The following is a 13,374-nucleotide window of genomic DNA, read 5'->3' as shown; positions in this document are numbered from 1 at the left end:
GTTTCTTATGAATTCCCGAGGTTTTCAATATAATGTTGGGCGCTTTGAGCTGCTATTGATCCATCACCCGTTGCTGTGACAATTTGACGCAGGGTTTTATCACGGATATCTCCAGCTGCATAAATACCAGGAATCTTTGTAGCCATTGCTTCATCCGTCACTACATAACCTTCTTCATTGGTTATATCTAAGTTTTTGAATGCACTATTTAACGGAAGTGTACCCACGTAAATAAATACACCATTTGCAGGGAATTGAGATTGTTCCCCTGTTTTTGTATCTTTTAACGTTACTGTATTCACTGTTCCATTTCCTGCATTTATACTTGTAACTTCTTTATTCCAAATGAAGTCAATCTTTTCATTGCTAAATGCTCTTTCTTGGAGTATTTTTTGCGCACGCAACTGATCTCGACGGTGAATAATGGTGACTTTTGAAGCGAAACGTGTAAGATACACAGCTTCTTCTACAGCTGAGTCTCCTCCACCCACAACAACAAGTTCACGTCCTTTAAAGAATGCTCCATCACACACCGCACAATATGAAACTCCTAGACCACCAAGTTCATTCTCCCCTGGGACTCCAAGCTTTTTATGGTCTGCCCCAGTAGCGATGATAACAGATTTTGCATAAAATTCTTTCTTTGTAGTTACTACTTTTTTTAAACGGCCTTCATCTATAATTTCTTTTATATCTCCATATTCATACACAGCACCAAACTTTTTGGCGTGCTCAAACATTTTATTAGAGAGGTCTGGACCTAAAATATGATCAAAACCAGGATAATTCTCTACATCCTGCGTATTAGCCATTTGTCCACCAGGTATTCCACGTTCAATAAGCAATGTGTTCAAATTAGCACGTGAAGTGTAAACTGCTGCTGTCATTCCAGCGGGACCTGCCCCAACTATGATGACATCATAAATTTTCATTTCCTCCAATATGTTCCCCTCCTCTAAAAGAATTCATTAATGCACATTTGATTAAAGGGACTTAATTTTTGAAACTTCTTCTTTTAATTGCGCAATACCAACAATACCAGCAAAAGGTTTTTCGAATTTATTATTAGAATAGAAGCGTGTATTAGGGATACTCATTACACCAAATTCTGCAGCAAGCTCCGGATTCTCATCCACATCAACTTTAACAACTTGTACTTTATCACCAAACTCTTTGTCAAACTCCTCTAATGTCTCAGCAAAAACCCGGCATGGTCCACACCAAGATGCTGAAAAGTTTAGTAAAACCACTTTATCTGTATTTAAGTTCTTTTCTAAATTACCATCTGTTACTTTGATTATAGTCATTTTGTTTTTCCTCCTGAGTTATAAAAAGCTTTTTTAATAATTAATTGAATCGATTAAAGAGTAGACACTTTACCTTTGACTTCTATTTCTACGCCTGCTTTTTTGACCATGTTACCTACTATACATGCTCTATCAGCTGCTTCATTCACTCTTTCCATTGACTGTACTTCTTTTTCTGTTGCATCAGCAGATAAAACAACACGAGGATAATGGATAATATCAAAACTACTGTCAGAAGCAACCATCTCAGAATCAACCTCAATACTCACTACTGGCAGTTTTCTTGATTCAACCATCGACACTAATGTTGCTACATAACAAGCTTGTACTGATGACACAAGGATTTCTTTAGGTGATGCTCCTTCCCCATTACCTCCATACTCTGTTCCTATAGCAATGGGTGTATCAATATATTGAGATTTGATGATGCCGTTTCCTTCTACTCCTCCTTTCCAAACAGCATTCAGTTTTACATTCACATTAGACATATGAAACACTCCTCTAGTTTTTGGTTGCCATACTTTTTTAACATTGTTAAAACATCATGTTGTATATATTTTACTTACTCTTTCTAGTCTTTTTTCTAATTGTTCAAAATGAACAAAGCGTGCTTCTCTCAAATATTCAGTTCCTTCAATGAATAAAAGGAGTGCAGGAACCGTAAGAATTGAAAACCTTGAGGCTATCTCCTCTACGTTGTAAGCATTGATATACCCTAATTTGATATGTGGAAATTTATCAAGTAATTCTCTGAGTTGAGGCAAGACTGCATGGCATACTCCACAATCCGGCCTTGAAATATACAAAAAACTAAATTTATTTTGATGGATAAAGTTATCTATTGAATCTAAAGATGTTAATTCAACTGTTTCTACCATTAGTTCTCTCCCTCCTAATACTAGTCTTTAATAGGATTAAACTTAAAATTGCCATTACTAAAGAGATCAGATCAGTTTTAGAAGAGAAGTTAGAGTTTAAAAACAAACTCATCTAAGAGAAATTTGTTGCTCCCACTTATTTTTTACTTGTAGGAATTCCGCAGCTTCCATCAGTACAAAGTGTGTCATCCTCACTATTCACTGATAGATTCTTAAGTTTCAGTAACGGATTTTCTTCTTCCCATACCTTGTTGAGTGCCTCTAAGAAAGCCTCTGCTGGTTGTGCCCCAGAAACGGCGTATTTCTGATTTATAATTAAAAAGGGAACTCCAGAGATACCATAACGCTTAGCTTCTATTTGATCTGATCTTACCTCATCTGCATAAAGAGACTTGTCATTTAGGACCTTCAGAGCCTCTTGTCTATCTAAACCAGAAGCTTCTGCTAAATCTGCAAGAGTTTCATGATCACCTACATCCTTAGAATCAGTAAAGTGTGCATAAAGCAGAGTTTCCGAGATATCAGCTTCTTTTCCTTTTGTTTTTGCCCATTTTGTTAAGCGATGGGAATCAAACGTATTAGTTGGTTTCAAACCTTCTAAATTAAATGTTAATCCAACCTTTTTTGCACTTTGAGTTAAGTTTTCAAGGAACTGTTTTGATTGTTCGGAATCCCCAAATTTAGGGAGTAATTTTTCATAATAACTTTGCCCGTTATATACTGGCGCACTAGGATCTAATTCAAAGCTTTTATATTCAACTTTAACTTCATCTTTAAAAGGGAATTGTTTCAATGCTTTTTCTAAATTTTGTTTACCTATATAACAAAAGGGACATGCTACATCAGACCAAACTTCAATTTTCATATGAACACTCCTTTAATTAAATTGTTTAAATTTGACTTACGTAATTATCGTATTCCTCCACATTTAGAAGTTCTTTTATCTCCTCTGTGTTAGAAGCTTTTACTTTCAGTAACCACCCTTTATCATAAGGTGATTCATTCACAAATTCTGGACTATCTTCTAATTCTGTATTCACTTCTATAATCTGTCCGTTAATCGGAGAAAAAAGCTCCGATGTAGTTTTAACTGATTCAATACTCCCAAAGCTAGCATCTTTCACTGTTAAAGTTCCCATTTCTGGGAGTTCTAGAAACACAATTTCTCCAAGCGTTGATTGAGCATAATCAGTAATTCCAAAAGGTAACAATATTATTGTCAACCTTTACCCATAAATGTTCTTTAGAATAAAACATATCTGTTGTACTCCTTCAGTCAGTTATAAGTAAGTTACTGTACCTACTATTCGGTACAGTAACTTGCGAAAAATACTCTTATAATTATTCTTTTTTCTTATTGTGACTTAAAGATGCCTGAACATGAACATTCCTTTGGATTGTATTTTTTACAGGTGAAAGTTTCATGGCCTGTGCAACAAGTTCTTCAATCTGATGTTCATCCGCATCACTATCGACATTAAAATGCGCATTGATTTCATCAAAACCAGGATTTCCTTCCTTTAATCCTAAAAAGACATTCAAATCTAGTTGTCCTGAAACCTCTACTTCTAACGAGTTTATCTTGATTCCCATTCCACTAGCATTTGCAATAAACCCCACTGACAGGCAAGAACCTAGTGCGCTTAATAAATATTCCACTGGGTTTGCTCCCTTATTGGAACCTGCTAACCATTTTGGCTCATCAACATGAATAGGAGCATGATCACCTACTTTTGCCTCCACATGGAAACCGTTATCCCATTTTACAGAAGATGACCAACTTCCAGTACCTTCAGCAGGATTTTTTTTGTATTGCTCCACTAAACCTTCAATAATACTCATATCAACACCATTTAATTTTGCCATTGTTTATCTCTCCTTCAGTACAGGATTGTACCTACCAGTCGGTACAAAAAGAGCTTAACATAAGAAAAACAATATTGCAAGAAAAAAACAGTTGACTATTCTAGATTAAATTGTTTTCGAATTACTTCTATAATGTCACTTAAAAAGTTGACGTTTTGTTGGTTTTTCATTAGCAAAATTCCTCCTTCAATCATAGCTACAATTGCTTGAGCATCTTTTTTTGTATCAAAGGAATCTAACAGGCCTTGTTCAACCATTTCATTTAATGTAATCTCTATAGCCCCTATCCAACATTCAAATAAATGTTGAATTTTTACACGAAACGTTTCATCATGCTCACTCATTTCAATGGCTAAGTTTCCTATCGGACAACCTGATTTATTCTTCACTTCAGTATGAAAAGTAAGTGTTCTGTCCAGCATCATATTTAACTTATTTACTGGAGTATTATCTGACTGAAGAATATCTGATATTAACTCTGTTTGCCATTCATGGACTATAGATTCCACTACTGCTAATCCTAAATCATATTTAGAAGAGAAGTAATGATAAAATTGGCCTTTTCCAATCTCTGCAGCCATAAGAATATCATTTATAGAGGTTGCTTGATATCCCTTAGAATAAATAATCTCTCTTGCAGCTGATATTATTTCATGCTTTTTAGACAAATTTCTCACACCTTAATCGCAAAGTTTAGTTTATATATTATATGATTCCATTAGGTTTTGCCAAGTAATTTATGAATGGTTCATATTTCTATTATCCAGTATAATCATCAGAACATTGCTTTCAAGTAACGAACAGTTAAGAAATAACTTAAATTATAAATGCGCAGAACAAGCAGGAAAAGTTTTAACGGCTCCCTTTTCCTTTTGACTCAATTGTCAATGTTGAACCAATCCAATACATAAAGAAAAAACCCTCAATTGAGAGGGTTTAATAATTCTTATGTTTGATTCCGGTCAGAAAGTTGATGATATGCTGCACTTTCTTCTATAGTAAAAGTTGCAACGAAACCTAAGCTTAAAGTAACTGCAGTAAGAATAATGATTACGCCTTTTTTAAAATTCATACAGGCATTCTCCCCTCTGAATTTGTTTTTGCGTTTCAAGCATTTTTTGATGATAAATATAGGATGTTTCAAACTCCTTTGATTTTGCAAAAACTTCAGCCGTATCAATTGCGATATCTTCCACATACGCATAATTCTTATTTCTTTCTAAGTAATCAATCGTTTTTTTGATTCCCGCTTGATCTACTGCATTAATATAAAGTGCTTCCAAGTACTTTTGCAGGGACACAAAAAGTTTGTCACCTTGGGATATCGCAGCCGATAAACCCTTTTTACTCATTTTTATTGCTTCACATGTTTTCCCCTGCTTTAAAAAAAATTTAGCGTATGTAAACAGGGAATGTGGTAAATTGCTCAACTTAGCACTTTCTGATACCTTGGCAGCCTCATTTAAGAAATGATCTGCTTTATCATTTATTCCTAAATCTGCGTAATTCTTTCCGAGATTGTAGTAAGCCGAGCTAAGTAGCCTTTCATTGCGATCTAATTGTTTGGACAACTCTAAGGCTTTTTCAAGGTGCGGCAAGCTTTTCTCGAAAAGTTTAAAATCAACGTAATTTCCAGATATCACGAAATGACATTGTATTTTTTGCACTTTATAAAGTTCATATTGATTATAATGGAGAAATAACTGATGAAATATTACAGGCTGCTTTGGAGATTATAACGGAGCAATTAAAAGAAAGACGGAAATCAGATAAATAAACGCAGTTTGTTTATTATTATTTATTTCTGTTTATTATGTTTAATTCTGTTTACTAATAAGATTTAGATTCTCATTCATATCCTCATTTATAAAGTGATTTTTGAATCCCTTACAAACCCTTACGTGGCAAGGGTTTTTGTTGTTTTTCTCATTTATATTTTCATTTATGTTTCTTTTACATTTTCATATATAAAAAAGAGCGTTTGTTGTGAAAAAAACTGCTAAGTATCGAATTGGAAAAAGAGGGCTTCTTGTTAAAAACCTTGCAAGGTTGTAAATGAAAAAAATACGGTTTTCTCGTCAACGCCAACGCTTTCTGCGACCTCTACAAAAGTCTTAGACATGGATTGCTCTTGGATGGATTTTAAAAGCCTTTTGGTCATCTACGTTTTTCATCAATGGATATTAAGCGTTCCCAGATTCACGACACTTGTATCGTCTGCGGTTCAATTGTAAGCCCACTCGCTTTAAACGAATGGGCAAATCAATAATTGGTTTCTTTCTTGAACTGTGTTTGTACAACTTGTCAAAACCACATTCAGGACAACGTTCAGGTGGATCGACTGCTTCAACTTTAAACATCATATCTGTGTTATTTTCTTGTGGTGATTCAATTGCAATTAGATCTGAAATACATAGTAGGCCTCTCATGTTTTTATCCTTTAAACAGAGGGTAGGAAATATCCCTGCTTCGTTACTGTATAGGAACTAATATTTCACACAAATGATTATCAATCATTTGTGAAGTATATCTTTCTATAATTGGTTGTTCTCTTATTGATAGATTATTTCTTTCTATCTCAGTAAAAATACTGCCCCAAAATTCACTGACTGCCTCTTTTATATGGTCAAGCAAGAAAACAGCGTATTTCCCACCAGAAAATTCACCAACATGAGCTGGTTTTTCCACATTAAAATCTTTATTTATAACAACGCAAACATCATAACGACATTCTTCTTTAGGAGTAATCTCTGGGTTATCTTGTGGTATGCCTAAAATTGTAGAATGATCAAATACACCATTCGATTTTGCCCACTTTTTAAAATTCTCCATTAATTCTTTGTTTTGCTTTTCACCATACTCCCCAACATTTCGGAAGTAAGCAATCCTTGATTCAGGTAATTCTTCAATAGTTATTTTCATATTTTAATCCTCCTTTCTTAGATAAGGTAATTCGATTTAAAATGTTTTTCAAGTTATTTTTTAGAATATTCTGATTATTGCAGTTTAATTAATCCATTATTCCACTTTACTATATTTTAAGCACATCTGTTAAATAAAAGTAAGCTACATAAACTTTACTCAATGATTTATACAGTCATTAGGCGTAAAGATGCGACTTACTGTCGGGAAGCTGGTACAGGAACCCAGTGACTAACCGCTACCCGTTTTTTCCCCGTATGTGTATCGTAGATATGACGCTCTATTTTTCCAATATTGCCGCCGTACACATGAATTCCTACACACGGATCATTGGAGGCACACTCCACTTTGTGAAGGTCTTGGTCAGTGGAGCAACAGACGACAACCTCCCCTTGCAGAATATAACGGTCATTACATGCTATCAGTTCCTCATGCTTATTAGAAGGCGATGCATACTGTATTTCGTGTTCCGTTCCTTGAACTACTCCAATTACGCCCCACGTTCCATGATCATGGACAGGAGTGGATTGCCCAACATCCCAAACCGCAACCGCGATAGAAAAACTCTCATCGTCAGCAATATACAACGGATACAGAGCGTATTTTGGGTTCGGTTGCCGATACTGTGAAGGGAGAATATTATCGGCCTGTAACAGATGTCTCATCCTCTCCGCAATCTTACCAGTCAAAACCTCTTCAGTCCCGCCGTCATGAACAATTCGATCCACATCCTTAATAAAAGACTCAATTTCAGGATTTTTCATTAACAAACACCACCTAAACTAAAGTTTATATACCCTACCCCTGTATTGTATATGAATTTCATGCTGAGTTTCAAGGATAAATTCCCTTCCTTATCCAATTCAAGGTAATAGATTTTATTCGAAAAAGTACTTTTGTTAAATGCGTATATAAAGATGTGCTTCTGGTCTTCAACAATTAAGATAGGAGATTGATTATTAAGATTCTGTTTAAACACTTTTCATTATCAATTATTGTCATTAATTACTTAGCAGCTCTTCAATAAACACCACACTTATCTTAGATGCATTTTCCCGTGAAAAAAGTCTTAGTTTCCCCTATAATATTTAATAAATCCAATTTTTAGATTGTCGTCTTTAAGGAGGTTTTCATCTTGAGGTATACAAACAGTCATTTAGAGGATGGATTGAAAACTTATACAGGAAGATTGATATGACAGAGCCTGAACAAATTAATTTTGAACGGATTGCCGAGGCTTTAGATATCAGGCTTTAAACCTGTTACAAGCTTCGCGCTTAAACACAGTGGAATTTATAATACATGCTTAGACAGCCGAAAAAGCCGAGTTGAACAATGGTATGATTTCGCTCATGAATTTTGCCATATATATAGACATGAAGGCGATAAAAAAACAATGCCTGCAACTTGGACTGATTATTTAGAGTGGCAGTCCAATTATTTTACATATCACTTTTGCATTCCAACTTTCATGTTGCGTAATATTAATCTTTCGTACATACAATCACATGCAATTGAAAATGGGCTTGGCTTTTTAGTTTGAACATATATTACAGGAAGCTGACCCAACATTTATTTAATCAATCAGTGACGGAAAATCTGTGCACCCCCCTTTTGAATAAGGAGAAACTAGTTACTGATTAGTAACTAGTTTTTATCTTAAAAGATTTAAATGTTTGGTTTCACCATATCTTCTGGCTTAACCATTTCATCAAATTGCTCTTCCGTTAATAATTCGAGTTGCACAGCAGCCTCTTTTAACGTTAAGCCTTCTTTATGAGCAAACTTAGCAATTTTCGCAGCTTTTTCATATCCGATATAAGGATTCAATGCTGTGACAAGCATCAAAGATCCGGAAAGATTTTCTTTAATGGTTTTCTTATTAGGTTCAATACCAACCGCGCAATGATCATGGAAAGATTTTATTCCATCACTCAGTAACTGCACGGATTGAAGGAAGTTATAGATAATAACTGGTTTAAATACATTTAGTTCAAAGTTGCCTTGACTTGAAGCAAATCCAATAGTTGCGTCATTCCCCATAATTTGAGCCGCAATCATGGTAAGGGCTTCACATTGAGTAGGGTTAACTTTACCGGGCATAATGGAGCTGCCAGGCTCATTTTCCGGGATTGAAATTTCCCCGATACCACAGCGAGGACCGCTTGCAAGCCATCTAACATCGTTCGCAATTTTCATTAAGTCAGCAGCTAATGCCTTCATTGCACCATGTACATACGTTATTTCATCATGACTGGTTAAGGCATGGAACTTATTCGGTGAACTTTTAAACTGTTGGCCTGTAAACTTCGAGATTTCCTCTGAGACAACTTTTCCAAACTGTGGATGTGCATTAATGCCTGTCCCTACTGCCGTACCCCCGATAGCAAGCTCACGCATTTTTTCAGTTGCTTCCAAAATCATTTCTTTCGAACGATCAATCATATATACCCAACCGCTAATTTCTTGTCCAAGGGTTAAAGGTGTAGCATCTTGAAGATGTGTACGACCTATTTTTACAATGTCATTGAATTTTTTTGCTTTTTCATCTAATGTGTTCCGAAGTTGATCAAGTGCAGGAACTAATTGTTCATAGATAGCTAATACACCTGCAACATGCATCGCTGTTGGGAAAGTGTCATTCGAACTTTGACTGCGGTTGACATCATCATTTGGATGTATGGTTTGTATAGAGCCTTTTTCTTTTAATAAAGCTGTTGCAAGGTTTGCTATCACTTCGTTAACATTCATATTGCTTTGTGTACCGCTTCCCGTCTGCCAAACAACGAGTGGAAAATTGTCATCATATTTGCCTTCAAGAATCTCATCACAAACTGCTGTAATAACCTTTGTTTTTTCACTATCCAAATTACCTAGACGATTATTAGCAATAGCTGTACTGCGCTTCAATATAGCAAAAGCTTTAACAATACGGATAGGCATTTTTTCAGAACCTATCTTGAAGTTCTCTTTACTACGTTGTGTTTGCGCTCCCCAAAACTTATCAGCAGGCACCTTTATTTCTCCAAAAGTATCTTTTTCAATTCGATAGTTCATTAAAATAATCCTCCTTCTGAATACACAATTAGTTTATAATTCATATAAAAATTCATATATTTTTTCGATAAATTGATCATAACACTAATAAATTATGATGTATAATGCATAATAAATATGATTTTAATTCTTTTATGTAATGATTTATAAAAAGGTGGATGTTTTAATGGAATGGGAACAATTAGAGTACTTTCAAACTCTTGCTCGTATACAGCATGTAACTAAAGCTGCTGAAACGTTATCAATAACACAGCCAGCACTTTCTCGGTCTATTGTTAGATTAGAAAATTACTTAGGGGTTCCGCTTTTTGATAGACAAGGCCGGTCCATTACATTAAATAAATATGGGGAAAGATTCCTCAAGAGGATCGATTCCATCATGAAAGAATTTACTGAAGGAAGGGAAGAAATTCAATCCCTTTTACAACCAGATCAAGGTGAAGTGTCTTTAGGCTTTTTACACACACTGGGTACAACCATCGTTCCAAATTTAATTGGAGCATTTAAAGATCAATACCCAAATGTTCATTTCCAACTAAACCAGTCTCACTCTAATCAGCTTTTAGATAAACTAAAATCAGGTGAACTAGATCTCTGCCTGCTTGCTTCTTTTCCAGTCGAATCAAATATAATGTGGAAACCCTTATGGAAGGAGGAGCTCTTTTTATTCTTGCCCAAACATCATGTGTTAGCTACTCGTCAGGAGATTACCTTAAACGACATTGCTCATGAGCCTTTTGTTTTAATGAAAGAAGGTTTTGCTCTTCGAGTAACCATAGATCATATATTTGAACAGGTTAATATTACCCCAAACATTGTATTTGAAGGCGAAGAAGCTGCTACAATCGCAGGTTTTGTTGCAGCAGGTCTGGGCGTTTCAATTCTTCCTGATTTTAAAGGCTTAGACCAAACAAATATCGCAAAGGTTCGCATTAGTTGGCCAAGGTTCGAGCGCACAGTTGGTATTTCCTGGATTGAAGGGAAGTATCTATCACCTGTCGCTGAAAACTTCAAGCAATATATCATCAATCAGTTTCCTCAAATAGATTCGATATAGTATTAAGTTACTGTTGCTGATGCCAAGTCATGATGCTCCTAGATGGATTTAATAGCTCTAAAAAAACACAAAGAAGATACCAAAATGGCTTTTTGGTATCTCTTTATTAGTTCGTTGCCCTCAATAAAGTGGAAGTATTTGCAGTTACAGAAGCTTTCAAGCATCTGAAGTTATCCAATACACACTCATTGCATCATTTTATATCTATTTTGGGCACAAAATGGGCACGGTTTTTTTCCTTCCAAGTAAAAAAGAAAGGTTCTTTCCTTCCTTTAGTCCCTAACTTGATCTCCAACTATTATGAAACCAACATTTGAATCTGTCTGTATCTACAAAGTGAGTAAATATTAAAATGCTTAATACCATTACTGTCAAATGGAATTAGACTAATCATCATCAATGATAGCTGAGTCATTGAGGATAACTTGCTTATGAGTCCTTTACTTGCGTCCTCCCTTAAGCGGTTAAAAGCTGGACGTTCAAACAACTCACCAGAATACCCTTCATCAGCATACTTCAGCACATCTTAGTCCCTGCTTTCTTTATGCAGGCTTCGATCTGGCTGTCAATGCTCGATCCCTTGATCACTTGTTCTTCGGTCGATACCCTTACATATATGGCTATCACCCTGGATCTCCTTCCTATAACGTTTTATTAAATAATGATAGCAATCGTTAATGCATTTGCCAGCTTGCGTTCCCTCGATGATTATCACCTTCATAAAATGCATCACCCCTTGGGTAATGCTATGTAACAACTGTTTGTTCTAATAATGAGGTGATTTTCAATGAGTATATAAAAGCAGTAAAAAAAACCGATAGTATTAAACCACCGGTTTTTACTACACTCATTAGGCCTTCAACATTATAAAACCATCTTGCACGTTATGAATGTTTATTTTTATTATACTCTTTACTTTCATTTTCTATAATTTTTAATTTCTTCCTTATGATAGCTTGTTTTTATGAATTGTATATTTCTCTGTTTAGATTCACAACATCCTCGTGTGAAAATTTAACATCCTTTTTCTCTGCAAATATTTCCATCACTTTGTCGCGTAGTAACGGTGCTTTTTCTTTATTCGCCTTTTTCAACGCTTTCGTAAGTTCATCTTTTGTTAGCTCTGTGCAGTAAGCAGGAGTTCCTGGTTGCTGTCTCCAAGAATCACTTCTATTGCATCGAAGCCTAACTCGGATACTACGTCTATGACTACTTGTTTTTGTGATGTGTCATCACCAGAAACTGCTATCGCGATTCGTTCACTAGAATCTACGGTTGTTCCTTCATTTTCTAAAGTATAGGCTAATAAATTGTTGAATGCTTTAATGACAGGTCTGCCTAATTGATTTGATACCCAAACACTTTCAACCATCCCGTTCTCGATTTCTTCAATTTTGTCGTCTCTAAAAGGATAATAATTTGAAGTATCTACAATGATTACATCCTCTCCGACTTGATCGATCATATTTCGAATGCTTGACATTGCTTTTGTAGGAAGAGATATGATCAGAACATCAATGTTTTTAATTGCATCCTTTACGCGCACAGGGGTTCCAGCAAGCTTTTTTCCTTCTAAATATTCAATTGCCCTTGCATCTGCAATTTTGACATCATGCCCATTCTCAACTAATTTTTTAGAAATAATTGACCCAATTGTTCCTGCACCTATAATTCCGAATTTCACTATTTTCCCTCCTAAAGGATTTGTATATAAAAAGAATAATTCTGCTTAAAGTTACACAATTATTTGTTTACCAAATCGCAACATATAATCATTAGATATGAAAAACGAATTGAATAATTCTTTTACATATACTAGAATAAAATCATTTCTCATCTATTTAAAGAGGGCAATATAAATTGCCGTAGTACATTTTTTTGTACTTAACAGCAGAAAGCAGGTGAAAAGGTGTCTAAAATATGTAAGGATGGATTTGACAAAGAGTATATAAAGGAACAGAGAGAAGTATATGGAATTGCATATGCCCAAAATATGCTTTCGGGACGCTGGAAATATATTATTCTCTGGTTTTTAAAAACAAAAAAACGTCGTTATAGCGAAATTAAAGCTTTTTTATGGGACATTTCACAAGGTTCTCTTACAAAGCAGCTGAGAGAATTAGAAACAGATGGATTAATTAAGAGAGAGGTGTTTCCTGAGGTTCCTCCTCGTGTAGAGTATTCACTAACCTCAAAAGGGAAAGAATTCATTCCTATAATTGATTTGATGGAAGAGTTCGGAAAGAAGTTTGGGGAGCAGATAGAGTAATTTTACGATAAGAGTTTA

General features: G+C 35.2%; 14 protein-coding genes and 6 pseudogenes. 4 read left to right on the top strand and 16 right to left on the bottom strand.

Annotated elements, in window-relative coordinates:
- Positions 1–5 precede the first annotated feature (5 nt).
- The 10 genes and pseudogenes from trxB to KXD37_RS02330 all read right to left on the bottom strand — a co-directional run.
- Complete coding sequence (trxB, locus tag KXD37_RS02375; RefSeq protein ID WP_263463225.1) at positions 6–941, bottom strand: thioredoxin-disulfide reductase; 936 nt, start codon at positions 939–941, stop codon at positions 6–8.
- Between the two features lie 42 nt (positions 942–983).
- Positions 984–1,307, bottom strand: a complete 324-nt coding sequence (locus tag KXD37_RS02370) for a thioredoxin family protein (RefSeq protein ID WP_010788736.1) — start codon at positions 1,305–1,307, stop codon at positions 984–986.
- Between the two features lie 53 nt (positions 1,308–1,360).
- Positions 1,361–1,795 (bottom strand): OsmC family protein, encoded by a 435-nt coding sequence (locus tag KXD37_RS02365; RefSeq protein ID WP_263463224.1) that lies wholly within the window; start codon positions 1,793–1,795, stop codon positions 1,361–1,363.
- Positions 1,796–1,849: 54 nt separating this feature from the next.
- Entirely contained in the window at positions 1,850–2,185 is a 336-nt protein-coding gene (locus tag KXD37_RS02360) for a thioredoxin family protein (protein ID WP_127696734.1), read from the bottom strand.
- 136 nt (positions 2,186–2,321) lie between these two features.
- On the bottom strand, positions 2,322–3,050 hold the full coding sequence (locus tag KXD37_RS02355) for a DsbA family oxidoreductase (protein ID WP_188323177.1): 729 nt from the start codon (positions 3,048–3,050) through the stop codon (positions 2,322–2,324).
- A 25-nt stretch (positions 3,051–3,075) separates the two neighbouring features.
- On the bottom strand, positions 3,076–3,396 hold the full coding sequence (gene gcvH, locus KXD37_RS02350; RefSeq protein ID WP_317988168.1) for a glycine cleavage system protein GcvH: 321 nt from the start codon (positions 3,394–3,396) through the stop codon (positions 3,076–3,078).
- Between the two features lie 130 nt (positions 3,397–3,526).
- Positions 3,527–4,051 carry an OsmC family protein gene (locus tag KXD37_RS02345; RefSeq protein ID WP_010788731.1) on the bottom strand — a complete coding sequence of 175 codons (525 nt, stop codon included), beginning with the start codon at positions 4,049–4,051 and terminating at the stop codon, positions 3,527–3,529.
- A gap of 95 nt (positions 4,052–4,146) precedes the next feature.
- Entirely contained in the window at positions 4,147–4,719 is a 573-nt protein-coding gene (locus KXD37_RS02340; RefSeq protein WP_010788730.1) for a TetR/AcrR family transcriptional regulator, read from the bottom strand.
- A gap of 278 nt (positions 4,720–4,997) precedes the next feature.
- The gene (locus KXD37_RS02335) at positions 4,998–5,123 is read right to left on the bottom strand and encodes a hypothetical protein (protein ID WP_262927560.1); all 126 of its coding nucleotides are present in this window, start codon (positions 5,121–5,123) and stop codon (positions 4,998–5,000) included.
- Positions 5,113–5,742 (bottom strand): annotated as a pseudogene (locus KXD37_RS02330) (aspartate phosphatase); the annotation flags it as partial. The gene KXD37_RS02335 and the pseudogene KXD37_RS02330, both read right to left, overlap by 11 nt.
- On the opposite strand from KXD37_RS02330, the pseudogene KXD37_RS02325 reads away from it, so the two are divergent.
- Positions 5,742–5,828, top strand: a pseudogene (locus tag KXD37_RS02325) (transcriptional regulator); the annotation flags it as partial. The pseudogenes KXD37_RS02330 and KXD37_RS02325 sit on opposite strands and share 1 nt — an antisense overlap.
- Before the next feature lie 288 nt (positions 5,829–6,116).
- Here KXD37_RS02325 and KXD37_RS02320 read toward each other — a convergent pair.
- The 3 genes and pseudogenes from KXD37_RS02320 to KXD37_RS02310 form a co-directional block, all read right to left on the bottom strand.
- A pseudogene (locus KXD37_RS02320) lies at positions 6,117–6,480 on the bottom strand (transposase family protein); the annotation flags it as partial.
- 43 nt (positions 6,481–6,523) lie between these two features.
- Complete coding sequence (locus tag KXD37_RS02315) at positions 6,524–6,973, bottom strand: GyrI-like domain-containing protein (RefSeq protein ID WP_127696729.1); 450 nt, start codon at positions 6,971–6,973, stop codon at positions 6,524–6,526.
- 197 nt (positions 6,974–7,170) lie between these two features.
- Positions 7,171–7,737, bottom strand: a complete 567-nt coding sequence (locus KXD37_RS02310) for a cysteine dioxygenase family protein (protein ID WP_127696728.1) — start codon at positions 7,735–7,737, stop codon at positions 7,171–7,173.
- Positions 7,738–8,108: 371 nt separating this feature from the next.
- On the opposite strand from KXD37_RS02310, the pseudogene KXD37_RS02305 reads away from it, so the two are divergent.
- Positions 8,109–8,617, top strand: a pseudogene (locus KXD37_RS02305) (ImmA/IrrE family metallo-endopeptidase).
- Between the two features lie 24 nt (positions 8,618–8,641).
- Here the strand turns inward: KXD37_RS02305 and fumC are convergent.
- On the bottom strand, positions 8,642–10,030 hold the full coding sequence (fumC, locus tag KXD37_RS02300; RefSeq protein ID WP_127696727.1) for a class II fumarate hydratase: 1,389 nt from the start codon (positions 10,028–10,030) through the stop codon (positions 8,642–8,644).
- A 166-nt stretch (positions 10,031–10,196) separates the two neighbouring features.
- Here fumC and KXD37_RS02295 point away from each other — a divergent pair, with 166 nt between their 5' ends.
- Positions 10,197–11,087 carry a LysR family transcriptional regulator gene (locus KXD37_RS02295; RefSeq protein ID WP_127696726.1) on the top strand — a complete coding sequence of 297 codons (891 nt, stop codon included), beginning with the start codon at positions 10,197–10,199 and terminating at the stop codon, positions 11,085–11,087.
- Between the two features lie 421 nt (positions 11,088–11,508).
- Here KXD37_RS02295 and KXD37_RS02290 read toward each other — a convergent pair.
- Both KXD37_RS02290 and KXD37_RS02280 read right to left on the bottom strand, forming a co-directional pair.
- A pseudogene (locus KXD37_RS02290) lies at positions 11,509–11,714 on the bottom strand (recombinase family protein); the annotation flags it as partial.
- Positions 11,715–12,049: 335 nt separating this feature from the next.
- Positions 12,050–12,771 (bottom strand): annotated as a pseudogene (locus KXD37_RS02280) (NADPH-dependent F420 reductase).
- 225 nt (positions 12,772–12,996) lie between these two features.
- Here KXD37_RS02280 and KXD37_RS02275 point away from each other — a divergent pair.
- Complete coding sequence (locus KXD37_RS02275) at positions 12,997–13,356, top strand: winged helix-turn-helix transcriptional regulator (RefSeq protein WP_024122237.1); 360 nt, start codon at positions 12,997–12,999, stop codon at positions 13,354–13,356.
- The last annotated feature ends 18 nt before the right edge of the window (positions 13,357–13,374 follow it).

The sequence above is a fragment of the Bacillus sp. XT-2 genome, from assembly GCF_025696525.1.
Classification (GTDB): Bacteria; Bacillota; Bacilli; order Bacillales; family Bacillaceae; genus Bacillus; species Bacillus halotolerans.
This window is presented reverse-complemented; position numbering and strand designations above follow the sequence as displayed.

Excerpts from the sequence above, each read along its gene's own strand:
- KXD37_RS02295 (WP_127696726.1), top strand. The coding sequence starts at position 10,197 with ATGGAATGGGAACAATTAGAGTACTTTCAAACTCTTGCTCGTATACAG.
- KXD37_RS02370 (WP_010788736.1), bottom strand. The coding sequence starts at position 1,307 with ATGACTATAATCAAAGTAACAGATGGTAATTTAGAAAAGAACTTAAAT.
- KXD37_RS02360 (WP_127696734.1), bottom strand. The coding sequence starts at position 2,185 with ATGGTAGAAACAGTTGAATTAACATCTTTAGATTCAATAGATAACTTT.
- KXD37_RS02355 (WP_188323177.1), bottom strand. The coding sequence starts at position 3,050 with ATGAAAATTGAAGTTTGGTCTGATGTAGCATGTCCCTTTTGTTATATA.
- KXD37_RS02365 (WP_263463224.1), bottom strand. The coding sequence starts at position 1,795 with ATGTCTAATGTGAATGTAAAACTGAATGCTGTTTGGAAAGGAGGAGTA.
- KXD37_RS02345 (WP_010788731.1), bottom strand. The coding sequence starts at position 4,051 with ATGGCAAAATTAAATGGTGTTGATATGAGTATTATTGAAGGTTTAGTG.
- KXD37_RS02335 (WP_262927560.1), bottom strand. The coding sequence starts at position 5,123 with ATGAATTTTAAAAAAGGCGTAATCATTATTCTTACTGCAGTTACTTTA.
- KXD37_RS02310 (WP_127696728.1), bottom strand. The coding sequence starts at position 7,737 with ATGAAAAATCCTGAAATTGAGTCTTTTATTAAGGATGTGGATCGAATT.
- KXD37_RS02315 (WP_127696729.1), bottom strand. The coding sequence starts at position 6,973 with ATGAAAATAACTATTGAAGAATTACCTGAATCAAGGATTGCTTACTTC.
- fumC (WP_127696727.1), bottom strand. The coding sequence starts at position 10,030 with ATGAACTATCGAATTGAAAAAGATACTTTTGGAGAAATAAAGGTGCCT.